20 protein-coding genes and 1 riboswitch are annotated in these 23,899 nt (G+C 60.1%); of the genes, 12 read left to right on the top strand and 8 right to left on the bottom strand.

All coding sequences use genetic code 11. The features are described 5' to 3' along the window. Positions 1 to 598: 598 nt before the first annotated feature. From IG616_RS18580 to IG616_RS18570, 3 genes are all read right to left on the bottom strand, one after another. The gene (locus tag IG616_RS18580; protein ID WP_192149675.1) at positions 599 to 2,683 is read right to left on the bottom strand and encodes a S9 family peptidase; all 2,085 of its coding nucleotides are present in this window, start codon (positions 2,681 to 2,683) and stop codon (positions 599 to 601) included. A 48-nt stretch (positions 2,684 to 2,731) separates the two neighbouring features. Further along, complete coding sequence (locus IG616_RS18575) at positions 2,732 to 3,628, bottom strand: hypothetical protein (RefSeq protein WP_192149674.1); 897 nt, start codon at positions 3,626 to 3,628, stop codon at positions 2,732 to 2,734. Positions 3,629 to 3,858: 230 nt separating this feature from the next. Then, positions 3,859 to 4,995, bottom strand: a complete 1,137-nt coding sequence (locus tag IG616_RS18570) for an MFS transporter (protein ID WP_246476306.1) — start codon at positions 4,993 to 4,995, stop codon at positions 3,859 to 3,861. A gap of 212 nt (positions 4,996 to 5,207) precedes the next feature. Then, positions 5,208 to 5,420: riboswitch (cobalamin riboswitch) on the top strand. Between the two features lie 411 nt (positions 5,421 to 5,831). Here IG616_RS18570 and IG616_RS18565 point away from each other — a divergent pair. Genes IG616_RS18565 through IG616_RS18555 form a run of 3 tightly spaced genes read left to right on the top strand, consistent with a single transcriptional unit; the run spans position 5,832 to position 8,726 of the window. Beyond that, on the top strand, positions 5,832 to 6,611 hold the full coding sequence (locus IG616_RS18565; protein ID WP_192149673.1) for an ABC transporter ATP-binding protein: 780 nt from the start codon (positions 5,832 to 5,834) through the stop codon (positions 6,609 to 6,611). Between the two features lie 15 nt (positions 6,612 to 6,626). Continuing rightward, positions 6,627 to 7,562: an ABC transporter substrate-binding protein gene (locus IG616_RS18560; protein ID WP_192149672.1), complete on the top strand. Its 936-nt coding sequence runs from the start codon at positions 6,627 to 6,629 to the stop codon at positions 7,560 to 7,562. Between the two features lie 3 nt (positions 7,563 to 7,565). Further along, positions 7,566 to 8,726 (top strand): FecCD family ABC transporter permease, encoded by a 1,161-nt coding sequence (locus tag IG616_RS18555; RefSeq protein ID WP_246476305.1) that lies wholly within the window; start codon positions 7,566 to 7,568, stop codon positions 8,724 to 8,726. A gap of 250 nt (positions 8,727 to 8,976) precedes the next feature. Here the strand turns inward: IG616_RS18555 and IG616_RS18550 are convergent, their stop codons facing one another. Further along, complete coding sequence (locus tag IG616_RS18550) at positions 8,977 to 9,828, bottom strand: SDR family oxidoreductase (protein ID WP_192149671.1); 852 nt, start codon at positions 9,826 to 9,828, stop codon at positions 8,977 to 8,979. A 113-nt stretch (positions 9,829 to 9,941) separates the two neighbouring features. On the opposite strand from IG616_RS18550, the gene IG616_RS18545 reads away from it, so the two are divergent. Both IG616_RS18545 and IG616_RS18540 read left to right on the top strand, forming a co-directional pair. Further along, the gene (locus IG616_RS18545; RefSeq protein ID WP_192149670.1) at positions 9,942 to 10,391 is read left to right on the top strand and encodes a winged helix-turn-helix transcriptional regulator; all 450 of its coding nucleotides are present in this window, start codon (positions 9,942 to 9,944) and stop codon (positions 10,389 to 10,391) included. 288 nt (positions 10,392 to 10,679) lie between these two features. Beyond that, on the top strand, positions 10,680 to 12,473 hold the full coding sequence (locus IG616_RS18540; protein WP_192149669.1) for an SDR family oxidoreductase: 1,794 nt from the start codon (positions 10,680 to 10,682) through the stop codon (positions 12,471 to 12,473). A gap of 468 nt (positions 12,474 to 12,941) precedes the next feature. Here the strand turns inward: IG616_RS18540 and IG616_RS18535 are convergent, their stop codons facing one another. From IG616_RS18535 to IG616_RS18525, 3 genes are read right to left on the bottom strand one after another with little or no spacing between them, the layout of a single operon-like run. Next, complete coding sequence (locus IG616_RS18535; RefSeq protein ID WP_192149668.1) at positions 12,942 to 14,288, bottom strand: sensor histidine kinase; 1,347 nt, start codon at positions 14,286 to 14,288, stop codon at positions 12,942 to 12,944. After that, the gene (locus IG616_RS18530) at positions 14,285 to 14,950 is read right to left on the bottom strand and encodes a response regulator transcription factor (protein WP_192149667.1); all 666 of its coding nucleotides are present in this window, start codon (positions 14,948 to 14,950) and stop codon (positions 14,285 to 14,287) included. Before IG616_RS18530 ends, IG616_RS18535 begins: the two co-directional genes overlap by 4 nt. Next, positions 14,950 to 15,306, bottom strand: coding sequence for a PepSY domain-containing protein (locus IG616_RS18525; protein WP_192149666.1), 357 nt, complete (start codon positions 15,304 to 15,306; stop codon positions 14,950 to 14,952). Before IG616_RS18525 ends, IG616_RS18530 begins: the two co-directional genes overlap by 1 nt. Positions 15,307 to 15,454: 148 nt before the next feature. Between IG616_RS18525 and IG616_RS18520 the strand changes: the two genes are divergently transcribed. Beyond that, complete coding sequence (locus IG616_RS18520; RefSeq protein ID WP_192149665.1) at positions 15,455 to 15,736, top strand: PepSY domain-containing protein; 282 nt, start codon at positions 15,455 to 15,457, stop codon at positions 15,734 to 15,736. Continuing rightward, positions 15,736 to 16,338: a cytochrome b/b6 domain-containing protein gene (locus IG616_RS18515; RefSeq protein WP_192149664.1), complete on the top strand. Its 603-nt coding sequence runs from the start codon at positions 15,736 to 15,738 to the stop codon at positions 16,336 to 16,338. Before IG616_RS18520 ends, IG616_RS18515 begins: the two co-directional genes overlap by 1 nt. 269 nt (positions 16,339 to 16,607) lie before the next feature. On the opposite strand, the gene msrB is transcribed toward IG616_RS18515, so the two are convergent. Then, positions 16,608 to 17,030, bottom strand: coding sequence for a peptide-methionine (R)-S-oxide reductase MsrB (gene msrB, locus IG616_RS18510; protein WP_192149663.1), 423 nt, complete (start codon positions 17,028 to 17,030; stop codon positions 16,608 to 16,610). Positions 17,031 to 17,228: 198 nt separating this feature from the next. Between msrB and IG616_RS18505 the strand changes: the two genes are divergently transcribed. The 5 genes from IG616_RS18505 to IG616_RS18485 all read left to right on the top strand — a co-directional run bounded on the left by IG616_RS18505 (position 17,229) and on the right by IG616_RS18485 (position 23,895). Next, positions 17,229 to 17,867, top strand: coding sequence for a glutathione S-transferase family protein (locus IG616_RS18505; protein WP_192149662.1), 639 nt, complete (start codon positions 17,229 to 17,231; stop codon positions 17,865 to 17,867). 1,391 nt (positions 17,868 to 19,258) lie between these two features. Further along, positions 19,259 to 20,206, top strand: a complete 948-nt coding sequence (locus IG616_RS18500; RefSeq protein ID WP_192149661.1) for an ArsR/SmtB family transcription factor — start codon at positions 19,259 to 19,261, stop codon at positions 20,204 to 20,206. Positions 20,207 to 20,717: 511 nt separating this feature from the next. Further along, the gene (locus IG616_RS18495; RefSeq protein ID WP_192149660.1) at positions 20,718 to 23,099 is read left to right on the top strand and encodes a putative monovalent cation/H+ antiporter subunit A; all 2,382 of its coding nucleotides are present in this window, start codon (positions 20,718 to 20,720) and stop codon (positions 23,097 to 23,099) included. Further along, positions 23,099 to 23,518 carry a Na+/H+ antiporter subunit B gene (locus IG616_RS18490; RefSeq protein WP_192149659.1) on the top strand — a complete coding sequence of 140 codons (420 nt, stop codon included), beginning with the start codon at positions 23,099 to 23,101 and terminating at the stop codon, positions 23,516 to 23,518. The genes IG616_RS18495 and IG616_RS18490 overlap by 1 nt, the downstream gene beginning before the upstream one ends. Further along, positions 23,518 to 23,895, top strand: a complete 378-nt coding sequence (locus IG616_RS18485) for a Na+/H+ antiporter subunit C (protein ID WP_192149658.1) — start codon at positions 23,518 to 23,520, stop codon at positions 23,893 to 23,895. Before IG616_RS18490 ends, IG616_RS18485 begins: the two co-directional genes overlap by 1 nt. Positions 23,896 to 23,899: the final 4 nt, after the last annotated feature.

Genomic DNA, 23,899 nt, shown 5'->3' with positions numbered 1-23,899 from the left:
AAACGTCACGGGTTAAATTCCAAGACTGCTGCATCTGCCACCCCAAACCCGAGACTGAAATACTGCCTTGGCACCGCTGGTGCCGCCGGATCAGACCTGACAAAAAAAGGGCGGGCGCATGCATCGCTGCGTCCACCGTGCCGTGCCTGACCTGAGAAGATCCTCAGACCTCGAACACCATTTCCGCAATTTGCTTGGGAGACGCGGCAAAAACTCCCAAGAATGCGCCTTGGAGCTGCGCTCCCGCGCAAGGAATATCGCTTTACTTTAACTGGATGTTTCTGAACGGAAAGTGTCAGAACGGCAGCACAAAAGCTTATCCCCGACCATATTCGGCCCTTGCGGCGGGAGGCCGGGCGGGAGGGGGTATCGCGGCCGGAGGTTGGTGACAAAGGTATCAACCTCTCGATCGTCATTCCGGGCAAGCATCGCGCGACCCGGGACCGGTGAGCCAAAAGAGTACCGGTGTCAAACGGTTAACGACCAGAACGCATTGTCTCACCGGTCCCGGATCTCCGCTTCGCTGCGTCCGGGATGACAAATTTTGAGGTTTGTCAGCAGTCTGAGAGGGGGCATTGCCCCCTCTCAGCAGCTGTTCTTATGCCTTGCCGGTCACCATCAGGGCGAAGGCCTGGACGTGGGCGACTTCCTTCAGGCGGTCGAAGCGGCCAGATGCGCCGCCGTGGCCGGCTTCCATGTTGGTCTTCAGCATCAGCAGGCTATCACCGGTCTTGGTGGCGCGCAGCTTGGCAACCCACTTGGCGGGCTCCCAATAGGTCACGCGCGGATCGGTCAGGCCGCCGACGGCCATGATCGCCGGATAGTCCTTCGCCTCGACGTTGTCATAGGGCGAATAGGAGGCGATGTAGTCATAGGCTTCCGGATCGGTGACCGGGTTGCCCCATTCCGGCCATTCCGGCGGGGTCAGCGGCAAGGTGTCGTCCAGCATGGTGGCCAGAACATCGACGAAGGGCACCTCGGCGATGATGCCGGCGAAGGCCTCCGGCGCCATATTGGCGACCGCGCCCATCAGCATGCCGCCCGCAGAGCCGCCCTGGGCAACGATGCGGTCATGGGCTGTGAACTTCTCCGCCACCAGATGGCGTGCCCCTGCGATGAAGTCGGTGAAGGTGTTCTTCTTGTCCTTCCGGCGGCCATTCTTGTACCAGCGGAAACCCTTGTCCTTGCCGCCGCGGATATGGGCGATGGCATAGACAAAGCCCCGGTCCACCAGCGACAGGGCGTTGGTGTTGAAGCTGGCGGGAATGGAAATGCCATAGGAGCCATAGCCATAAAGCAGGCAGGGGGCGGAGCCGTCCAGCGGCGTGTCCTTGCGGTAGATCAGCGACACCGGCACGGTCTCGCCATCGGCGGCCGGGGCTTGCAGGCGGCGGGTCACGTATAGCCCAGCGTCATGGCCGGAGGGCACTTCCTGCTCCTTGCGCAAGACACGCTCCCGGGTCTCCACGTTATAGTCGTAGACCTGAGCCGGGGTGGTCATGGAGGAATAGGTGAAGCGGATGGTGCGGGTGTCGAACTCGTAGCCGTCGGACAGGCCCAGCGAATAGGCTTCCTCGTCAAACTCGATGGCGTGCTCGATGTTGTCAGCCAGGCGGCGGATGACGATGCGCGGCAGGCCGTTGTCCCGCTCCAGGCGGGTCATGAAGGTCTTGTAGACCGCATGGGACAGGATCAGGCGGCCCGGCGTATGCGGCACGAGATCCGTCCAGTTGTCCTTGCCGGGGGCTGACTTCGGTGCGGTGACGATCTTGAAGTCTTCCGCATCCCCGGCGTTGGTGAGGATGTAGAAAAGATCGTCGTTGTCCTCGAGCGAGTATTCGATGCCGGTCTCGCGCGGGGCCACCAGCTTGGGCTCAGCCAAAGGCTGATCCGCCGGAATGGTCCAGACTTCCGAGGTCTCGTGGTCGTGGATGTCGATCAGGATCGTATCGCCCGACTGGGTCCGGCCAACGCCCATGAAGAAGCCGGGATCCGTCTCTTCATAGACGAGGACGTCCTTTACCGGATCGGTGCCGATCTCGTGGCGGAACAGTTTGGACGGGCGGTGGTTGGCATCCAGCCGCACATAGAAGAGATACTTGCTGCAGGCAGAGAAGACCCCGCCGCCGCCGGTGTCCTCGATGCGCGTGGCGCTGTCCTCGCCGGTCGTCAGATCGCGGATGCGGACGGTGAAATACTCAGAACCCTTGTCGTCATAGCCCCAGGCGAGCAGCTTGTGGTCGTCCGAATGGCCCGCGCCGCCGAACTTGAAATAGGCCTTGCCCTCGGCTTCCTTGTCGCCATCCAGCAGAATTTCCTCGCCCGAGCCGTCGCGCTTTGAGCGGGTGAACTTCGGGTGCTGTCCGCCGGTGACGTATTTCAGGCCATAGAGATAGTCGCCATCCGGGGAGGGAACGGAGCTGTCGTCTTCCTTGATGCGCCCGCGCATTTCGGCAAAGAGCTTGTCCTGAAGCTCTTTGGTCGGCGCCATGATGGCGTCCTGATAGGCGTTTTCCGCATCCAGATAGGCTTCGATGTCCGGGCTGAGCGCCGCGCGCCCGTCGCGCATGACCTCCTGCCAGTTTTCGGCCCGCAGCCAGGCGTAATCGTCCTGCCGGGTCTTGCCATGGGTTTCAAGGAGGAGCGGACGCGCCTCGGCGCTGGGGGGAGTGAGCTTTGTCATCATGCTCAACGAGGTAGGATTTTTTGAAAGGCGCGGCAAGGGGGGCGATTACGCAAATAAACGCCAAGAAGGCTCTAGCTCAAATATGTAGTCATCTACATTCTGACAGAAAACTTTAACATCCCTCATTACCGACTCAAGGTATTTTTTTGTAAATATTTCCAGCTTATAGCCATCGACTGTATAGCCGTTCCTGTGAACACAGTCATGTCTATAGGCTACCGCTATTTGGAGGTTTGAAAGTAAATCCTGCTTAATTTGAAATTTTTTTCCTGAAATTATCTTCAATGTTGCGATTACTCTAGGGATGTTGTGGTAAAGAATTTCTCTCAGATGCTTTTGAGACTCGATTTTCACAATATCTTTCTCATTCATAATCTGAAATAAATTGAATTTCTTTGATCTTAATTCCTTGTCATTAGCTATTAGGTTCATTTGGTTTTTCTCGTTGAAAAGTGCAAATTTTGTAATTGTGTCTTGTAAATATGACTCCATTGATGAGATAGTTAGAACTAAAACCATGCGATATGTTGCTGAATTCGCATAATCTTGAGCGGTATTTCTATTTTCTTGCAGAATTTCCTTTGCTTCTTCTATGGATTTTTGTAGTATTTCGAGGGGGTTGTCTGGAATATCAAAGTTTGACCAGTTGTCTTCTGGGGCTTCGTCGAATGGATCCGCATCTACTATCTCTGCGTGCGAGCAATTCACGAGTGTCGATGGGTAGTCAAATAGGCTAGCGGTACAGTTGCCGGCGTTGTTTAATACAATTAAAGTGAACTCTTCGTTGCAGCTTTTGCACCTTACGTAAGCTTCGCCTTCGGCCTCTGTATCTTCGAGGGCCGCTTCATTCGCAATGAACGGGTCGGGAGCAGCTATATCTTCGGTAATGTGGTTTCCGCATTCAGGACAGGTAAACGATATATGAGAAATATAGTCTAACATTATGAAATGTTCGCTCGTCTTATAAGTCTAATTTCTGATTCTTAGAATAGTAATTTTTTCTTTCCTGTCAATTTGAAGATTTTTATCTTGGTTGATTGTTTTCTGTTACGAGAAATATTGTAATGAATTCTGTCGTTCTGATTCGAGACATGAACTTTGATTCCGAAACGTCTTGTTGTTGTAGGCCAAGATGCTTAGGTTGCTGATGAAGCTTCTCCTCCGCCATGGTCTCACGCCAGCGCTTCCTGCCTCTGCTTTCCCCGCAGCAGGACAAACACCATGATCGAGATATTCATCAGGTTCCAGGCGATGCCATCCAGGAATGCGGCCTCATAGGGACCGGTGAGGTCATCGATCCATCCGGACAGCCAGCCGCCAAGGGCCATACCAAGGATCGTTGCGGCAATGACCAGGCCGATGCGCTGGCCAGCCTCGTGGGCGGGCAGGTATTCGCGCACCACTATGGCATAGCTCGGCACGATGCCGCCCTGTGACAGGCCAAAGATCAGCGAAACGAGATAGAGCGAAGCCAGCCCGTCGAAGGGCAGGTAGAGGAACAGGGCAGCGCACTGGGCAAGCGAACCCAGCAGCAATGTACGCACGCCGCCGATGGCATCGGCCAGAACCCCGGAGAGAAGGCGGCTGACAACGCCGCCCGCCACCATCAGCGCCAGCATGTCCGCCCCGCGTGCGACGCCATATCCGAGGTCGACGCAATAGGCGACGATGTGGACCTGCGGCATGGACATGGCGACACAGCAGCCAAGGCCTGCCAGAAACAGCAGCCATTGCAGCACGGTGGGGGACAGGACGGGCTTGCCGGGCCCGGCACTTGCTCCACTCATGACCGTTGCCGTGTGCAGAGTCCTCTCCGGCGGCGGTTGGCGCAAGAACAGGGAAAGCGGCACCATGGTGACGAGGATGATCGCGGCGATGAGGAAATAGGTCGACCGCCAGTCGGTGCTGACCAGCGACCATTTGATCAGGGTTGGCCACAGGATGCCGGCGAGATAATTGCCGCTGGCAGCGGCTGCAACCGCTATGCCGCGCCGCTTTTGAAACCAGTGGGACAGATCAGCCAGAAGCGGACCGAAGGTTGCCGCGGTGCCTGTGCCGACCAGCAGGCCCTGCGCCAGCGAGAACAGCAGGATGTTGCTGGAAACGGCCGCCAGGGAGAACCCGGCAGCCAGCGCCAGTGCGGAGCCGATGACCGGCAGCAGCACCCCGGCCCGGTCCACCCATCGGCCGATGAGGTAATTGCCGAGGCCGAAGCCAATCATGGTCAGCGTATAGGGCAGTGAGGCGTCCCCCCGGTCGACGCCGAATTCGGTCTGCACCGCGGGCAGAACCACCACCACAGCCCACATGCCCGCTCCGCCTAGGGTGCTGAGCAGAATGCAGATGGCCAGACGGAACCAGGCCTGAGGGCCGTCAACCTGATTGACGGCAGCGGAGCTTGCGGCAGGTGATAAGAAAGGGGCTCCCGAGATGGACCCGGACACTAGCACCCGGTTGTAACAGCTGCCAAGCACTCTTCAGCAAAGGGGATGCTTGCGGAATTGACAAACCAACCGGGCCCGCTATGGTCCGTGCCGATGGTTCCCGGGGCCAAGGCTTGGACCGGGATGAAAAGGGAATACGGTAAGGTGTAGCCAAAAGGCGCCGAGTCCGTGACTGCCCCCGCAACTGTAGGCGGCGAGCAAACCTGAAGACGGCCACTGGAGTGATCCGGGAAGGCTCAGGGATGCAGCGACCCGCAAGTCAGGAGACCTGCCATCTGACTTTCACCCTCAACCCGGGCGGGGTGTCCCGGAGGAGCTGACAGAGATGGCAGTCGATTCCCCCTTCATGTGGTCCGGGTTACGGACATTTTCCGCAGCTGGCCTGCGCAGTCCCCTGGGCTGTCTGACCGTGGTTTTCTGCGCGCTTCCGCGCGCGGCCTAGGCGTCTGCGCTGAGGTCAGGACTTGTGTGCGGGCTGGTGCGGAGCGCGATCCCGTTCCTCTATCCGGACGGCAGCGGGCGCAGCAAACGGCCCTTCTGCCTTTTTTACGGGCGGCAGAGTATATGGGTTGAGTTTTGTAACGTAATAACATAACAAATTATCCGGTGGGTCGTCGCAACGCAAGATCAGGCGGGATCCGGGGAGCGTTTCCAGGGCATTGGAACCGGTGCTGATGAAAACAGGCAGGAGAGAGCGGCAGATGTGTGCTGCAAGGCTGGACATTGAAGAGGCAAGCTGGGGACCCAGCCGGGCTTTGACCCTGCTGCATCCGGTCAGTCTTGCGCTGGCGCCGGGGGCCTGTCTTGGTGTCGTCGGCGCAAATGGTGCCGGCAAGTCCACCCTTTTGCGTCTCATCTACCGCTATCTGAAGCCGCGCACGGGCCGCATCCTGCTGGATGGGGAAGATCTTTGGCGCATGAGCGCCCGCCAGGCCGCCCGCAAGGTGGCCGCGGTGCTTCAGGAGCAGCCGACGGATTTTTCCCTGAGCGTGCGCGAGATCGTCGCCCTTGGCCGCCGCCCGCATCTCTCGGGCCTTGCCGCGCCTTCTGGCCGGGATCAGGAGATCGTCTCCAGGGCTCTGTCGGACATGCAGTTGCACGGTCTGGCGGCGCGCAGGTTTGGCACGCTGTCCGGCGGCGAGCGCCAGCGGGTCATGGTCGCCCGGGCTCTTGCCCAGGAGCCGCAGCTGCTGGTTCTGGACGAGCCGACCAACCACCTCGACATCCGCCATCAGCTCGAAATCCTTGAACTGGTGCGCAATCTTTCGGTGACCATCGTCACCAGCCTGCATGACCTCAACATGGCAGCGAGCCTGTGCGATCAGGTTCTGATCCTGTCCTCTGGCCGGGCCTTGGCCTACGGGCCGCCGGCCGAGGTCATTACCCCTCATCATGTGCAAGCCGCCTTCGGCGTTGTCTGCCACCGGGAGCAACTGCACCCCAGCGGCCGCCCGCATCTCACCTTTTCGCTTTCCAACTGAACCGGACCCATTCTCATGAAACGCCTGTTGACCGCCGTTGCCCTTCTGCTTTCCGTCTCGCCCGTCCTGGCGCAAACCACGGTGAAAAGCTGCAACCGCGAGGTCACGTTCGATCATCCGCCCAAGGCTGCCGTCTCCAATGATGTGAACCTGACCGAGATGATGCTGGTTCTGGGCCTGCGCGACCGGATGGTGGGTTACACCGGCATTTCCGGCTGGAAGACGCTGGATGAAAAAATGCGCGAAGGCGTTGCCGAACTGCCGGAGCTTTCGGAAAAATACCCCAGCAAAGAAGTGCTGATCGGCGCGGATGCGGATTTCTATTTCGCCGGCTGGAACTACGGCATGAAGGTGGGCGGCGAGGTGACGCCGGAAACCCTCGAGCCGTTCGGTATCAAGGTCTATGAGCTGACGGAATCCTGCATCCACATCGGCAGCAAGCCCAAGGTGTCGATGGAGGACATGTACAATGACCTCCTGAACCTTGGCCGTATCTTCGATGTTGAGGACAAGGCGGAGGCGCTGGTCGCCGGATACCGGAAGGAACTGGCCGGTTTCCGCGCCTCCCTGAAGACCGGCAGCGAGCCGCTGAAGGTGTTCGTCTATGACAGCGGCGAGGAAAAGCCCTTCACAGCGGGCCGCTACGCCATGCCCACAGCCTTGATCGAAGCGGCTGGCGGCGTCAACGTGCTGGATGACTTTGAAAAGAGCTGGGCCACCATCGACTGGGAAACCGTCGTCGAAAAGAACCCGGATGTCGTGGTCATCGTCAACTACGGCAATGTCACTGCGGAGCAGAAACGGGACTTCATGCGCAGCAATCCGGCTCTGGCGAAGATCAACGCGGTGAAGAACAACCGCTTTGTCACGCTGGATTATGTCCAGGCGACACCCGGCCCGCGCAACATTGAAGCGGTCAAGACCCTCGCCACCGCCTTCTGGGGGCAGTGACGGATGCTGGACCGGACAGCCGGACAGGCGCTTGAACGGGAAGACCTGCACGCGACGGGCGGAATGCCAGCCATGTCCGGGCGGGCGGTCCTGCGGCCGGGAGATCTTCCACGCGAGCTTCCGGTACGGGCAGCGCATGCTTCTGACGGCAAGGGGCGTTTCCGGCTTGTGGTGCTCTGCTGTCTGGGCCTTCTCGTTCTGTCCTTCCTGGTCGCTGTCGGCACCGGCTCCGTTCCGGTGCCGGTCGGCCATGTGGCCGGCATTCTGATCAACAAGCTGCTGCCGGGAGCGGTGGAGCCGGTCTGGTCCGCCGGGCGCGAGGCCATTGTCTGGGACATCCGCATTCCAAGAGCGATCCTTGCCGCCTGCGTCGGGGCCGGGCTGGCTGCCGTCGGGGCCGCGCTTCAGGCGGTGACCCGCAATCCGCTGGCCGATCCGCATCTTCTGGGCATTTCAGCGGGCGGGGCCTGCGGGGCCATCACCGCGCTGCTGCACACGGGGCTGTTTCTGGGATTGCTCACGGTGCCGGTCATGGCCTTTGGTGGAGCGCTGTTGGCAACCGCCATGGTTCTGGCGGTGACACGGCTGACCGGGGCCACAAGTGCGGACAAGCTGGTGCTGGCAGGCGTTGCCGTGTCCTTCATCCTCATGTCCCTCGGCAACATGCTGATCTTCATGGGCGATCCGCGCGCGACCCATACGGTGATCTTCTGGATGCTGGGCGGACTGGGGCTGGCACAATGGAGCCATCTGGTCTTTCCGATCGGCGTTCTGGCGCTGACCGTTCCCTATCTCATCGCCCGCGCGGAAGACCTTAACGCCATGACCATCGGCGACGAGACCGCTGCCACCCTGGGCATCGCCGTGACACGTTTCCGGCTGACGATCTTTGTTGTCTGCTCGCTGATCACCGGCGTGATGGTGGCTTTCTCGGGCATCATCGGCTTTGTCGGGCTGATGGTGCCCCATATCGTGCGGCGGATCACCGGCGGCAGTTACCGCCGGGTGCTGCCTGCCTCGCTTTTGGCTGGAGCGCTGATCATGATCTGGGCGGATCTCGCCGCCCGTACCCTGCTTGCGCCAGAGGACATTCCGGTCGGCATCGTCACCGGTTTTCTGGGCGGCGTGTTTTTTCTGGGGCTGCTGCGGCGGCAGAGCGGGTGAGGCAAACCCAACTGCGGCTCCCCGCAGAATGGGTAAGAGACGGCCGGAAAACCTCTCCTCCGCGCCTTCCCGGACGCAGCGCAGCGGAGATCCGGGATCTGCAGCCCATTCGCCCGGATGAATAGGCGAAGTCGCTAGAGCAGGTCCCGGCTCAAGGCCGGGACAGCGCGTGTGACGCTGGCCCGGTTAGAACTTGTGTCATCCACCCTCCGGCCTCTTGAAGAGAGGGCCGGAGGATGGGCCGGACAGATCAGTGTGCCACGAAAGCCCGGACATAGTCCTGATAGGACAGGCTCTTGCGGCCAATCAGCTTTTCCAGATCCTCTGACGAACCATAGAGCGATCCCTTCGCCGCGTTGGCAGCGCTGTCGGAGATAATATTGGCAAAGCCTTCTGGCAGACCGGCCTGCAGCAGCATCTTGGCATAGTCGTCCTTTGCCATGTTGGTGTAGGGGATCTCCTTGCCGGAGGCTTCCGACAGGCTGGCCGCCAGCTCGCTCATTGTGAAGGCGGGGCTTCCGGCCAGTTCGTAGATGCGGCTGGAGCTGTCTGGATCAACGAGCACAGCGGCGGCAGCGTCCGCGTAGTCCTTGCGGGAAGCGGCTGCGATCTTGCCGTCACCGGCGGCACCGGTGATCGCACCATGCTGCAGGCCGGCGGCCAGAGAACTGTCGTAATTTTCCAGATACCAGCCGTTGCGCAGCAGAACATAGGCCAGCCCCGAGGCCTTCAAAGCTTCTTCCGTTGCCTTGTGTTCAACGGCCAGAGCCATCTGCGAGCTGTCCGCATGAAGAAGGCTGGTATAGGCGATCAGTTTCACGCCCGCTGTCTTTGCTGCTTCGATCACCGCCGTGTGCTGGGGAATGCGCTGGCCGATTTCGCTGCCGGAAATCAAAAGAAGCCGGTCGGCGCCCTTGAGCGCACCGGCGAGCGTTTCCGGCTTGTTGTAGTCGGCCTCAACAACCGAAACCGTGCTGCTGGCAAGGTCCTGCGCTTTTTCCGGGCTGCGCACCAGCGCGCGGACAGAAGAGGCGCCCTTGGTGGTCAAGGCTTCAAGAACAAGGCGGCCCAGCTGGCCATTGGCACCGGTCACTGCAATCATGTCGATCTCCATTTCGTGGCTGTGATTTTTGCGATGCAGTGACATATGTCTTGCAAACTTTCTTTTGGTAAGTACATACAAAAAGGTAAGTTTGAAAAAAGTTGGAGAGTGCCATGGGCGCACAGCCGCAAACCCGCGCAAACGCTGAAGGTTCCGCTGGTCAGGAGCGGGATCTTTCGCTCGATGGCATCCTGGGACGGGGCAGGGTTCTGAGCGAGCGCTGCCCCTCGCGGGAAATTCTCAGCCACCTGACGAGCCGATGGGGCGTTCTTGTGCTGATCGCGCTTTTGGAGCACACGCACCGCTTCTCCGAACTCAGACGCAAGGTCGGCGGCGTCAGCGAAAAGATGCTGGCCCAGACCCTGCAGACGCTGGAGGCCGATGGCTTCGTCCTGCGCCAGTCCTTTCCCGTCGTCCCGCCCCACGTGGAATATTCCCTCACGCCGCTCGGCGAGGAAGCTGCCCTGAAGGTGCGGGATTTCGTGGTCTGGGTTGAGGACAACATTGGGCGGATTCTGGAAATCCGCGAAACGATCGCCGGGGTGGGAGAGGGGGCGGAATAGGGGGCTTGTCCTGTATGTCCCTCTAGCTCCGCGATCATCTCGCACTTAATGCTGGATCCAATCCAACTTCCGTCGTCATCTTGATGTTGGAGATAATTCTAAGCCTTGCACTCTGCGCGTAGAAAATCTTTTCGTGATGCCGGGACTTGGATTAGCACCCCGTTCGGGGAGGATGACCGGAGAAGACTCGAACGTGCATCGCACCTGTGCTGTCGGTGCAGACTTGTGTGAGGTCTTGAGAGCCTACAAAACCTCCCCTGAATAAGACCTATTCGGTGCAGTCATGAGTTGCAGCAGGATGAGCGTGCGGCTAGCCTGAAAAGACACCTTTTCAGCAAAGTGATTTTCATGCTCATTCGCACATTTTCCGATATTCAAACTCTAATTGAAGCTGGAGACCTTTCTGAGGCCGAGCATACACTGATCCACAATTGCAAATCTGGCCGGTTGACCAAACTTGGCGATGGTACCTGTCCAGATGGACCAAGCGAAGGACGAACGATCCGCGCCGCGCTTCTACGTTATCTGATCCTCGGAGGTTGCGAGAAGTGCCAAGTTCATGAGTGGGGAGTAAAATTAGAAGGAGCGTGGATTTCTGGTCTGCTTGATCTGAGCTTTGCATCTTCTCGTGGTGCAACAGGTCTTATTAATTGCAACTTTGAGCACAAGGTCGTGGCGCTTAAGACAAGGTTTGAGTTTCTCAATATGACAGGTACTAAGCTGCCTGGCCTCTACGTCCAAGGTATCATCGTGATGGGAGATGTGTTTCTGCGTCGGTTGATAAATACGGGGGATGTCAATTTGGCCGGAGCTGAGATTGGCGGTCAATTGATCTTCACGGGAGCACAACTCGGCAGTGGCGACGGAAGGGCTCTCAACGCACAAGGTGTCAGAGTAAAAAGTGATTTGGTTCTTTGTGATCTAAAAAGCAAAGGTGAGGTTCGTCTCGCCGGTGCAGAGATTGTGGGTCAGCTGGATTTTACAGGAGCAGAGCTAGACGGTGCAGATGGCCAAGCTCTCAACGCGCAAAGATTGACTGTGGCTGGCGGCTTCGTCTGGCGTCAAATCAAGTCAGTCAAGGGGCGCATTGCTTTTAACAGCGCACAGCTTGGCGGGTTGGTAGACAGCGCTGCAAGTTGGGAGATGGTAGAAAATCTAAATCTGATAGGCTTAACCTATGAGAATCTAATTGGTCCGCTAGATCTGCGGTTTCGCAAATCATGGTTGAAAAAGGGCGCGCAATTTAATGGAAGTTTTTATCCTCAGCCCTACCAGCAGTTAGCCAGGTTCTACAGAGAAACTGGTCACCGACGCGAAGCTCGGGAAATCTTGATCGAGAAAGAGATCCAGCAGCGTAAAGCTGTGAGGGGACGATGGAGGGATGAGCTTCGTTTCCGTCGCAATTTGCGAAAATTTCTTGAACACGTAAACAATAAAGAGCCTCTGCAGGCACTTAACGTAAGTGCGACTAAGGTCGCGGAGTTGAGCGAGAACTGGGGAGAGTTGTTTAAACAGCGTTTTGGCAAGTCTGATTGGGTTCAAAATCGTGACCCTTTGGTTGTGAGTCTTCTCCGGCAGGATTTCCGAAATCAACTCCTTTGGGACAATGCAAAGACCGTCTTGCGCTTGTTATTTCATCGAAGCGCCGACCGAGTTTATCGATATGTTACAGGCTATGGCTACAAGCCGGGGCGGAGCTTGTTGGTTCTTGCGTTCCTGATTGCCTGCATGACGGCTTTGGCTCAAGTATCGTGGAACATGGGAGATCTGACGCCGAACTCCGATGTCATCCAGATCTCGTCGGAGTGGCAAAATCTGTCGAGGACGGAAGAGCGGCCTGCGGAAGTCTGGGCTAAGCAGTATGGAAGGGATTACGAGACCTTCGAACCCTTCTTCTATGCAGCAGATGTAGTGATCCCGATCATCAACATCGGCCAAACCGACGCCTGGGGCCCCTCGACCGAGAGAAGCTGGTGGGGCTGGTCGATGTTCGGTGTTCAGAAGCTCTTTGTTATTCTTGGCTGGGTTGTCACGGCCATAGCCGCTGCGTCCGTTACCAACATGATCCGGCGCGACGATTGAGCGCACGGCTTTCGTTGGAAAAAACGAAATGAAGAAGTAGTATTTTCATTGGTACGCCGCTCCCTCCGCACCGTCCTGCCATGGCTTGACCATGGCAACCATGCGGTACCCTTCCGGCTTAAAGCTGGGGGATACACGAAAGCGGCACGGCATATCCTCGTCTCCCCCCCTTGCGGGGGAGATGTCAGCGGCAGCTGACAGAGGGGGGTAAGGCATCCGCATATTCAGAAAGCCGCAATTTTCCGAGGGGCTTATACCCCCCTCTGCCCCCATTCAGGGGCATCTCCCCCGCAAGGGGGGAGACGGGAGCAAGTTGGAGTGCCTCAATATCCCATGACGCCCCTCTAAACCGAACAGTAATGGATCAAGTCCGGCAATGACGGAGAACGAGGGGCGTGTGAGGCGAATTCTGCCTTGCGGATGAGAAACCGGCCAAAACCTGAGTGCGGGACGAAACGGGCGGGGGAACTATCCCCGCCGCAGGCCCACCTTCGCGCAGGTGCCGTCTTCGCTGGAGGTGATGTCCAGCGATCCGTCCCAGGCGTCCAGAATGTCCTGAACGATGGCAAGGCCGAGGCCAGTGCCGCCGGGGGTCTCGTCCAGGCGGCCACCACGCCGGAGGATCTGGTCCAGCTTGCCCGGCGCAATGCCCGGACCATCGTCCTCAATGGACAGCGCGATCCTGTCGCTGGAATGTGCTGCCGATACCTTGATCCTTGTGCCAGCGTGGCGGGAGGCGTTCTCGATCAGGTTGCCAAGGATTTCTGACAGATCATCCGGATCGATCGCGGCCAGAAGGGCGTCCGGCAGCTCCGTGGTCCAGCTCAGCGCCTTTCCTTGCGGCGTGCGCTGGATGACAGACACCACCTTGAGAGCCGCCTCTTTCACATCGGCCCGGGCCGTGTTGCTGGCTGCGGCCATGCGGGCGCGGGCTAGCTCCCGGTCCACGTGGCGGCGCATGCCGTCGGCCAGGGTCTCAAGGTCATGTGCGACCTCCTCCTGACCAAGCGCCCGGAGCCGGGCAACATCGCCTGACAGAACCTGTAAAGGCGTCTTGAGCCCGTGGGCAAGATCCGCGGCGCGCGCCCGCGCCTTGCCGATCTGCTCTTCGCGGGCAGCCAGAAGCGCATCGACCTCGCTCGCGATGGGCTGGATTTCGGCAGGAAAGTCATCGCCCAGCCGTTCGGACGGGCTGGAATGGATGGCCTGGAGGGCCGTCCGGATGCGGCGGAGCGGGCTCAGGCCCACGGTGACCTGCACATAGGCGGCGCCGGTCAGGAACAGGGTCAGCAGCGCCAGATAGGGCATCAGGCTGATGGCAAATTCCTGGGACGCGGCCTGCACATCGGCAAGGCTCACGGCGGCGGCGACCTCGGCCTCCGCACTGCCCATGCGTGCGGGCAGCGTGATCCCGCGCTCAAGGATCAGAAGATCTTCCCCCGCTGGCCCCTTGCCCGTGTGCCGGTGCAAGGCACCATCGTTGAGGCTGTCTTCGGGCATCGGCATCACACCATCCCAAAGGGAACGGGAGCGCAGGGTCTTTCCACCGGCCTCTACCTGCCAGTAGCGCCCGGACAGCGGTGTGTCGAAGCGCGGGTCACTGGGCGGGCGGGCCAGGGTCAAGGCCCCGGTGGCGGGATCCCAGTCCACATTGCCGGCCAGCTGATCGAGAAGGATGAAGAGTTCCGCCTCCTCGCGCTGCTCCACATGGCGGGAGAACAGCAGCGTCAGACCCGCCGCCGACAGGGCAAGGGCAAGAACCGTCGAGACCGCGCCCGCCAGAAGCAGACGCAGACGGAGCGAGCGGCCCTTCATCCGGCTTCGCCGGACATCTGGTAGCCGAAACCGCGCCGGGTTTCGATCGTGTCCGGCCCGAGCTTTTTCCTCAGGCGTGTCAGCACGGCCTCCAGCGCATTGGGGTCGCGCGCATCGTCGTCGCCGTAAAGATGCTCCAGCAGCTCCACCGGCGGCACGGTCCGGTCCTTGTGATGCATCAGATAGGAGGTCAGGCGGTATTCCAGCGGGGTCAGGCTGATCGGCACCCCGTTGCGGGTCAGGCGCATCTGGCGCACATCCAGGCTCAGCGGGCCGATCTCGATCATCGGGCTGGCAAGACCGGCGGAGCGGCGGATCAGGGCGCGCACCCGGGCCGTCAGCTCCTCCATGCGGAAGGGTTTGGGCAGATAATCGTCGGCCCCCGCGTCAATGCCTTCCACCCGTTCGGGCCAGGAGCCGCGGGCGGTCAGGATCAGAACCGGCATCAGCCGCCCGGCGGCGCGCCAGCGCTTGAGCACCGACAGGCCGTCCAGCTGCGGCAGGCCCAGATCCAGCACGATCAGGTCATAGTCTTCCGTGTCGCCCAAGAACCAGGTGTCCTCGCCGTCCTCGGAGGTGTCCACCACATAGCCGGCGGCCTTCAGCGTGGTCGCCACATCCTCGCGGATGCGCGGTTCGTCCTCGGCGACAAGCACCCGCATCAGTCATCCTCCTCGGACAGGATGGCACCGCTGGCAGCATCCACATAGATCTCCCGTACCCGGCCGGACGGAGAGATCACCTTGAATTCGTAGACATAGCGGCCGTGTTCTTCTTCAAATTCCGTGCCGATGATCCGGCCGGGAAGGGACGGCCGCACCTTGGAAAGGATCTCTGCCAGCGGGCGCACCTTGTCGGCCTCCACCGCATGGCGTGCCCGCTCGTGATCTTCATCATCGGCGTTTGCGGTCTGCACGCCAGCTCCCAGCATCGTAACGGCAAGCAGAAGGCACGCATAAAGCGCCGTCCGGCGGGGCCGGGCTGAAACTGGGGGAGGGAAGGCGGACGCAAGAGTCATGATCCTTCTTACTACCGCAGACAAGCTGACAAAAGCCTGACAAAGCCCACAAGCGGGGCGTCAGTCAGGGTGTGCGAAACAGGGCCCGTCATCAACGAGCCCCGCCGCTCAACCCCTTCTAAGGCCGGGCCAGCACAGGAACTTGACCATGAAGAAGCTGATTGCCGCCACCGCTATTGCTCTTTCCGTTGCCGCCGCAGGCAGCGCCTTCGCCTCGGGCAAGGAGTACAAGATCGATGCGCCCCGCGACCAGTGGATGACCACCGACGCCATCAAGGCCAAGTTCAAGGCGGAAGGCTATGACGTGCGCAAGGTGAAGGAAGAAAAAGGCGTTTATGAAGTCTACGCCATCGATCCCAAGGGCGCCAAGGTTGAGCAGCTTGTTCATCCGGTGACCGGCGAAATCCTCGGCGCCGACAAGGACAACTGATGACCTCCTGCCCGGATACGTCTCCGGCGGGCGGCGGGATGCCGCCGGCTGGGGCGGACGGGACCGTCTCCCCGGCGTCTGCCGGGGGCATGGTCCGGGTGTGGGACCCCTTGGTGCGGATCTTCCATTGGTCACTCGTGGCTCTGGTTGCCATTGCCTGGCTGACCGGAGACGAGGTCCAGAAAGTGCACGAGCCGGTTGGCTATGTGATTGCCGGTCTCCTTGCCTTCCGCCTGGTCTGGGGTGTGATCGGCAGCCGTTTCGCCCGGTTCACGAGCTTTGTGCGTGGCCCCGGCACCACCCTTGGCTATCTGCGCGATATCGCCAGCCGCAAGGCCGGGCGCCATCTTGGCCACAACCCGGCCGGGGCGGCCATGATCGTGGTGCTGATCCTCGTGCTCTCGGGCACGGCGCTGACCGGCTACATGCAGACCACGGACACCTTCTGGGGTGTCGACTGGGTGTCGGAAGTCCATGAAGTTCTGGCGAACCTGGTTCTTGTTCTTGTCGCGCTTCACCTGCTTGGCGTCCTCGTGGCCAGCCTGGAGCATGGCGAGAATCTGGTGAAGTCCATGATCACCGGTCTAAAACGCCCCCTTTGACCGGGCCTCTTCATCAGAAAGGGCCGGAGACACAGCCTCCGGCCCTTGTTCTTTATGGTGGACCTGAAGGTCACAAGTTCTCTCCGCGCTGTCCCGGCCTTGAGCCGGGACCGGCATGAAAGCTCTGTATCATAAGAAAGAGGAGACGGCGTTAGATCCCGGATCTCCGCTTCGCTGCGTCCGGGAAGGCGCGTGCGGAAAGTGTGCCAGCCGTCCGATGGTCTGAAGATACTGTCCCCAGACCTTGCGGTTTGCCCGGATCCTGGCTGCTACCGCTCGTCCAAAGGCACGAAGGCCATGGCGTGGCCGTTGAGGCAGTAGCGCAGGCCGGTGGGCGGCGGGCCGTCCGGGAAGACATGTCCAAGATGCGCGTCGCATTTTGAACAGCGGATCTCCGTGCGCACCATGCCGTGCGACCTGTCTTCGATCTCGGTGACCGCGTCCGGTGTCACCGCCTTGAAGAAGCTCGGCCAGCCGCAACCGGCGTCGAATTTCGTATCGGACAGAAACAGCGGCTTATCGCAGCACACACAATCATAGCGGCCCGGCTCGAACGAGTTCCAGTAAGGTCCCGTGAAAGGCCGCTCCGTGCCATGCTGCCGGGTGATGTAGAACTGCTCAGCGGTCAACTGATCGCGCCAGTCGTCCAGGCTCTTGATCACCTTGCCGTCTTTTGCTGCAGCATCAACCATGGCGGGTTCCTTCACTCTTGAAAACTCTGGTGTCCACACATAGGCAGCACTTTGCGCTGCGGCAAGAGCACAGGCGGTCCGCGCCTTCACACTTGCGTGCCACCGGCGCGTGAAGTCTTTTCCCGCCCTCACGGCCCTGTTATGTCCGGGTGCGGGGATGGCAGGCCTGCCGTCCACCGCCGTCAGAAGGGGGATCTCATGTCTGGAATCGTTTTGTACACAAACCCGATGTCGCGCGGCCGTATTGTCCGCTGGATGCTTGAGGAGCTGGGCCAGCCCTACGAAACCCAGGTTCTGGACTTCGGGCCCCAGATGAAGTCGGCAGAGTATCTGGCGGTCAATCCCATGGGCAAGGTTCCGGCTCTCAGGCACGGCAACGCCATTGTGACCGAAACTTCCGCCTGCTGCCTCTATCTGGCCGCCGTCTTCCCCGAAGCCGGACTTGCCCCCGCGCCGGGAACCCCTGAAAGTGCGGACTATTTCCGCTGGATGCTCTTTGCCGCCGGGCCGGTGGAAGCCGCGCTCAACAATGCCCGGCTCGGGTTTGAGATTCCGGACAGCCCGCAGGCGCGCGGCCAATCGGGATATGGCACGCTGGAGATGACTGCGGACACGCTGGCCCTGATGCTTGCGGACGGGCGGGAGTATGCCACTGGCGGAACCTTCAGCGCCGCAGACGTCTATATCGGTTCGCTGATCCAATGGGGCCGGATGGTCGGCACCCTGCCGGACCGGCCAGGGTTCGCGGACTATACCGGCCGCTTGATGACCCGCCCTGCCGCCGTCCGGGCCAGAGAGCAGGACGACGCCCTGATGCCCCAGGACCATAAGGGCTGACGCCCGCCGCTTCGCGCCGACCTCTCCCAATCTTGGGAGAGGTGGCGGTGAGGCTTTTCGTGGGGAGGGGGGGGGCGTTGTCCGGAGATCCAGAGAGGGCCCGCCGACTGGCAGCTTTCCGCAGCCTGCCCCCTCCCCCTCCAGGAAGAGCGTTGGGGAGAGGGCTGGGGTGAGGGCGCGCGCTCAGATCTCCACCCGGTCATCCCCGGCTCGACCGGGGATCCACTCGCCCTTCCGGCAGAACGGAAGGGGCATTTTTCTGGGCCGTCCCACGATCCGCATCTTCCCTCTGGCCAGTCCTGTGAAGGGAAGTGGATCCCGCATCGAGTGCGGGATGACCCGTGCGGTGAGCCTCTGCCTTGCCCGCCTCCGCAGGGCGGATGTTCGCCCCGTCTGCCTCTCCTCCATCGTCATTGCAGCACTCGATGCCGCAATCCACTCCGTGACCTGTCCACCCAGAAAAGCCCCGGTTTGTGGGAAGATCACGGCATCGGGTCAAGCCATGGCAGGACGGAGGCGAGGGGCGTCATAACAAGGAGAGGGAAAACCTGGCCCCACTCTGCCCTTTAACCCTCACCCGCCGCTTCGCGCCGGCCTCTCCCAATCTTGGGAGAGGTGGCGGTGAGGCTTTTCGTGGGGAGAGGGTGCGTTGTCCGGAGATCCAGAGCTGGCATGCCGCCTCACCACTTGCCGCAGCCTGCTCCGTCTCCCTTCAGGGAGAGGGCTGGGGTGAGGGCTGGGGTGAGGGCTGGGGTGAGGGCGCGCGCTCAGGTTTTCGCCCCGGTCATCCCCGGCTCGACCGGGGATCCACTCGCCTGTCCGGCAGCACGGAAGGGGCATTTTTCTGGGCCGTCCCGCGATCCGCATCTTCCCTCTGGCCAGTCCTGTGAAGTGGATTGGATCCCGCATCGAGTGCGGGATGACCCGTGTGGTGAGCCTCTGCCTTGCCCGCCTCCGCAGGGCAGATGTTCGCCCCGTCTGCCTTTCCTCTTTCGTCATTGCAGCGCTTGATGCCGCAATCCACTCCGTGACCAATCCACCCAGAAAAGCCCCGGTTTGTGGGAAGATCACGGCATCGGGTCAAGCCATGGCAGGACGGAGGGGAGGGGGCGCACGGCGCGTTGAGAACGGGCTGCCTCCCAGTCCCTCACCCGCCGCTTCGCGTCGACCTCTCCCAATCTTGGGAGAGGTGGCGGTGAGGCTTTTCGTGGGGAGGTGAATATGTGGTCCGGAGATCGAGAGATGGCATGCCGCCTCACCACTTGCCGCAGCCCTCTCCCTCTTCCTTCAGGGAGAGGGCTGGGGTGAGGAGCAGAAAATGCACATTGGCAAATTTTATAAAGGCTGCGAGGTTTTGCAGGCGCAAAGGAAAGTGTCTAATAGGAGGTCTTATGTCCGATGAAGAAGAAATTCGCTCGCAACTATTTCACGCGCTTTCAAATGAGGTACGGCGCAAAATTTTGCTCCAAATTTCTAAAGGTCCTGCTTGCGTAAATGACCTGGCGGCGAACACGGGACGCAAGCCCGGTACCGTTCGCCGTCACCTATCCATTCTGCATGAGGCGGGTCTTGCCACATCGACCAAAGATGGGCCTGTTCGAAACTGGAGTTATGTCCCTGAAGCTACACAGTCCGTGCTGAAGTGGTGTCAAAGTTTAAAAAGCGTGGCAACTCCAGATGCCGCCACTCCGAATTATGTCGAATTCCTCGATCTTTTTGAGAAATCTTTTAGAAACCTCTGTATCGATTATGCTTTTGTTGTTGAATATCTTTCGCGCCATGAGCTTTTAGCGAAAGCTGACCGGAGCCTCGCTCAGCAGGCTCTTGATAATGCCTTTTGGACTTACCGTGATAGCTTGTATCTTGGAGTGGCGAAGTTGTTGGATGGTGTTCGGAATTCACTTTCCTTGAAGTCTTTTATATCCGGGAACATCGCTGCAGAGAGATGGAGCTTATCTGAATTTTCTGAAGCCTTTTGCGAGTGGAAACAAGATTTTAATGTTTGGACAAAAGGGGAGGGTATGACTACAGTTTTATTGTATCGAGATGAAAACATTGCGCATAGCTTGGAAAAAGGAGCAGGAGAAAAACGAAGATGGAGTAAAAGCTCCTACAAGAATTTCACTCAAAACTCCATGGGAGAATATCTGGGAACGAATCAGGAGCACTTGGAAGCATGCAAGGAAGGCATCTTACTGCTGGCTCGATTGATGACGCTTTGCGAACGCGGGCGAAACCAACCTTCCTATTTCGGCTTTAAACGGGCAGCTGAAAGAGATTTCGATAAAGAAGTTAGCGACTGCCGACGTGGCCATGCGGCTTTGATTGATCTTCTGTGAGCATTAAAAGGTTCTGTGCGACAGCCATTTTAGATTTTGTTTGTCTTGTTCATATTTCGATCACCTTTGAAAGGTCTTCGCCCTCCCCTGCGCCCCTTTCCCCCACTCCCGCCGCAAAACCGCCCCCTGACAGTATTTCCGCGCAGCTGTCCAAGAAGAAACCAGCCGCCAGCCGTGGGAAAAGGAACTCCTGCCGGTCAAGTGTGCACTGCGGGCGGGGCTGTGCGGGCGGGGAGGGGAAAAGTCTCGGGAGACTATTGAAAAGCATCGGCGCTCCTCCCAAGTGGGACGGGACTGCTGGCAATATTGCGCCTCAGTCTAAAGTCTAGCGGCCCATGAATAGTGGCGGGAGGTGGTTTTTCCTTGTTTGCGTTGCTGCCGAAACTGTTTCCTAACGCTTGCGTGCCATGAAGGGGCAAACTATGACAAGTGCCGTTAACCGGTTGGCGCAGGGGCGCCGATTCGACCCGCCGTCCGTCCAGTCCCTTCCGGAAAAAGTGACCGAGCCCGCATGACGACCGCCGCGATAGACACCACCATCCTGGCCATTCTGGCGCCTTTCGCCGCCGCGGCCGCCGCGCCCATTGCCACAAAGCTGCTCAAGCACAACGCAGCCTGGCTGCTGGCCCTGGTTCCGGCCCTCATCTTCTTCCATTTCGCAGGCTTCGTTGCCGCCGTGTCCGAAGGCCAGACCTTCGTGATCTCGCGCGAATGGGCGCCCAGCTACGGCATCAACCTGTCCTTTTATGTCGATGGCCTGTCGACGCTGTTTGCGCTGCTCATTTCCGGCATCGGCACCTTCATCATTCTTTATGCCGGCGGCTATCTGAAGGGCCATCCGCAGCAGGGGCGGTTCTTCTCCTTCCTGTTCCTGTTCATGGGCGCAATGATGGGCCTCGTGACCGGCAACAACCTGATCACGCTGTTCATCTTCTGGGAGCTGACCTCGATCACCTCCTTCCTGCTGATCGGCTTTGACCATCTCAGAGCTGCCTCGCGCCGGGCGGCGCTGCAGGCGCTGGTGGTCACGGGCGGCGGTGGGCTGGCCCTGCTGGCAGGGTTTATCCTGATCATCGGCGTGACCAAGGAAATCGAGATGTCGGTTCTGCTGCAGAACCCGGACATCATCAAGGACAGCGGCTGGTACCTGCCCATCTTCCTTCTGGTTCTGGGCGGCGCCTTCACCAAGTCGGCCCAGTTCCCGTTCCATTTCTGGCTGCCCAACGCCATGGAAGCGCCGACGCCGGTCTCCGCGTTCCTGCATTCGGCCACCATGGTCAAGGCCGGTGTCTATCTCTTGATGCGCATGCATCCGCTCCTGGGTGACACGGCGCTTTGGACCACGGTTCTGCCGCTCTTCGGCGGAGCGACACTGATCATCGGCACGCTGCTGGCCGTGCGCCAGACCGACCTGAAGCTGATGCTCGCCTATACGACAATGGCCTCCCTCGGCCTGCTGGTCATGCTGGTCGGCACCAGCACGGAAAAGGCGCTGGAAGGGGCGGTGCTTTATCTTCTGGCCCACTCCCTGTTCAAGGGGGCGCTTTTCATGGTCGCCGGCACGGTCGATCATGAGGCCGGAACCCGTGACATCACCCGTCTCGGCGGGCTGAAGGGCGCCATGCCCGTCACCTTCACGGCGGCCTGCCTTGCGTCCCTGTCCATGTGCGGCATGTTCCCCTTCATCGGCTTCATCGCCAAGGAAGTGCTTTATGAAGGCACGCTGGAAGCCGGATCCGGCGCGGCGCTGATCACCGCCACAGCGGTTCTCGGCAATGCCCTGATGCTGGTGATTGCCGCAGCCGTTGCCCTCAAGCCGTTCCTTGGCGCGAAGGTGGAAACGCCCAAGCATGCCCATGAAGGCCCGGTTCTGCTCTTCGCGGGCCCCGTCGCCCTGTCGGTCACCGGTCTTGTGGCCGCGCTTCTGGCTCATTCCACCGGCACGCTGTTCGTAGGCCCGATGCTGGCGTCGATCACCGGCCATGCGGCGGAAACGGAACTGCATCTGGTGCCGGCTCATGTCGCGGCACCACTGTTCCTGTCGCTGGGCACCTTTGCGCTCGGGTTTGTGTTCTATGTGCAGCTGACCCGGATGCGGGCGCTGATGACCAGCGTTCTGACCGCCATTGGCTGGGGTCCGGACAAGGGGTTCGACCAGTTCGTGGCAGGTCTCGTGTCTCTGTCCAACGGGGTGACGCGGTTCGTGCAGGGCGGCAAGATGCAGACCTACATGACGCTGACCTTCATCGCGACCGCTTTTGCCGTTCTGCTGCCGCGCTATGTGGCGGGCGGCTGGCCGGAGGTTCCGGCGATGCCGCAGTACACCTTCTATGAATGGGGCATCCTGTTCATCGCGGCGATTGGTCTGGTCGCGGTGCTCATCGCCAAGACCCGCCTGACGGCCATCGTGTCCCTCGGCATCCAGGGCTTTGCGGTGGCGCTGATCTTCATGCTCTTCGGTGCGCCGGACCTGAGCTTCACCCAGTTCATGGTGGAAACCCTGTCGGTGGTGATCCTGGCCCTGGTCATGACGCGCCTGAACCTGAACCCGCGCGATCACCGGCCCTTCGGTGCCGCGGTCATCTCCGCGGTCATCGCAGCGGGCGTTGGCATCGGCATGGGTCTGACCCTGATGGCGGTCACCCAGCAGCCGTTCGACACCCGCCTGTCGGATTTCTTCGCCAATTTCTCGCGCACCATCGCCCATGGCCGGAACATCGTGAACGTGATCATTGTCGACTTCCGCGGCTTTGATACGCTGGGCGAAATCTCGGTGGTGGTTCTGACCGGTCTCTGTGTGCTGGCTCTGATCCGGGTGCGCACCAGGCCGGAGGACAGGCTGACTCCGAAAGCGGGCACGGAAGCCCGCAACAAGAAGCTGGAGGCCCGCTGATGCGCACGATCATCTTCCGCACCGTTGCGCCCTATCTGGCGGCCCTGATGGTTCTGTTTTCCATCTTCGTGCTGCTGCGCGGCCATAACGAGCCGGGCGGCGGTTTCATCGGCGGGCTGATCGCGGCCTCCGCGCTGGCCATCTACGGTATCGCCTGCGGGGTAGCCCCGGTGCGCCGCGCCATCGTGTTCCACCCGATGAGCATCTCGGCCTTCGGCCTGTTCCTCTCGGCGCTGGCGGGTCTGCCGTCCCTGCTGCTGCACCAGTCCTACATGACCAGCCAGTGGGTCTCCTTCCCGTTCTTCGACGTGGAAGTGGATCTCTCCACCCCGATGATGTTCGACATCGGCGTCTATCTCGTCGTGGTGGGGGCGATCGCGTCCATTGCCCTGGCTCTGGAAGAAAGGGAGAGCGACTGATGGAAACCGGTCTTTCGGTCCTGATCGGCCTGTTCTTCGCCGTATCCGTCTATCTGATGCTGTCGCGCCAGCTGGTCCGGATCCTGCTCGGCATTGCGATCCTGGGCAATGCGGTGAACCTCCTGATCTTCACGTCCGGGCGGCTCACCCGGGCGGTGCCGCCACTGATCCCGGAGGAGTCCTATCATCTGCTGACCGAGGCAGCGAACCCGCTGCCTCAGGCACTGGTGCTGACGGCCATCGTGATTTCCTTCTCCTTCTTCGCCTTCCTCCTGGTGCTGGCCTTCCGCGCCTATCAGGAGCTGGGAACGGATGACGCCAATGAAATGCGCGTTGCCGAACCCGTCGACGAACCTGCTCCCCCGCAAGGATACTGACCGC

Origin of the sequence: Roseibium litorale, from assembly GCF_014842915.1 — a bacterium.
In the GTDB taxonomy this organism is placed as follows: domain Bacteria; phylum Pseudomonadota; class Alphaproteobacteria; order Rhizobiales; family Stappiaceae; genus Roseibium; species Roseibium litorale.
Note: the sequence above shows the minus strand (reverse complement) of the source record. Positions and strands in the feature narration are given on the sequence as shown.

Coding starts and splice junctions, on each gene's coding strand:
- IG616_RS18505 (WP_192149662.1), top strand. CDS start 17,229: ATGTCTGGAATCGTTTTGTACACAAACCCGATGTCGCGCGGCCGTATT.
- IG616_RS18485 (WP_192149658.1), top strand. CDS start 23,518: ATGGAAACCGGTCTTTCGGTCCTGATCGGCCTGTTCTTCGCCGTATCC.
- IG616_RS18500 (WP_192149661.1), top strand. CDS start 19,259: ATGTCCGATGAAGAAGAAATTCGCTCGCAACTATTTCACGCGCTTTCA.
- IG616_RS18575 (WP_192149674.1), bottom strand. CDS start 3,628: ATGTTAGACTATATTTCTCATATATCGTTTACCTGTCCTGAATGCGGA.
- IG616_RS18530 (WP_192149667.1), bottom strand. CDS start 14,950: ATGCGGGTGCTTGTCGCCGAGGACGAACCGCGCATCCGCGAGGATGTG.
- IG616_RS18515 (WP_192149664.1), top strand. CDS start 15,736: ATGACCTCCTGCCCGGATACGTCTCCGGCGGGCGGCGGGATGCCGCCG.
- IG616_RS18520 (WP_192149665.1), top strand. CDS start 15,455: ATGAAGAAGCTGATTGCCGCCACCGCTATTGCTCTTTCCGTTGCCGCC.
- IG616_RS18490 (WP_192149659.1), top strand. CDS start 23,099: ATGCGCACGATCATCTTCCGCACCGTTGCGCCCTATCTGGCGGCCCTG.
- IG616_RS18545 (WP_192149670.1), top strand. CDS start 9,942: ATGGGCGCACAGCCGCAAACCCGCGCAAACGCTGAAGGTTCCGCTGGT.
- IG616_RS18550 (WP_192149671.1), bottom strand. CDS start 9,828: ATGATTGCAGTGACCGGTGCCAATGGCCAGCTGGGCCGCCTTGTTCTT.
- IG616_RS18555 (WP_246476305.1), top strand. CDS start 7,566: ATGCTGGACCGGACAGCCGGACAGGCGCTTGAACGGGAAGACCTGCAC.
- IG616_RS18525 (WP_192149666.1), bottom strand. CDS start 15,306: ATGACTCTTGCGTCCGCCTTCCCTCCCCCAGTTTCAGCCCGGCCCCGC.
- IG616_RS18565 (WP_192149673.1), top strand. CDS start 5,832: ATGTGTGCTGCAAGGCTGGACATTGAAGAGGCAAGCTGGGGACCCAGC.
- IG616_RS18535 (WP_192149668.1), bottom strand. CDS start 14,288: ATGAAGGGCCGCTCGCTCCGTCTGCGTCTGCTTCTGGCGGGCGCGGTC.
- IG616_RS18580 (WP_192149675.1), bottom strand. CDS start 2,683: ATGACAAAGCTCACTCCCCCCAGCGCCGAGGCGCGTCCGCTCCTCCTT.
- IG616_RS18495 (WP_192149660.1), top strand. CDS start 20,718: ATGACGACCGCCGCGATAGACACCACCATCCTGGCCATTCTGGCGCCT.
- msrB (WP_192149663.1), bottom strand. CDS start 17,030: ATGGTTGATGCTGCAGCAAAAGACGGCAAGGTGATCAAGAGCCTGGAC.
- IG616_RS18560 (WP_192149672.1), top strand. CDS start 6,627: ATGAAACGCCTGTTGACCGCCGTTGCCCTTCTGCTTTCCGTCTCGCCC.
- IG616_RS18570 (WP_246476306.1), bottom strand. CDS start 4,995: ATGTGGGCTGTGGTGGTGGTTCTGCCCGCGGTGCAGACCGAATTCGGC.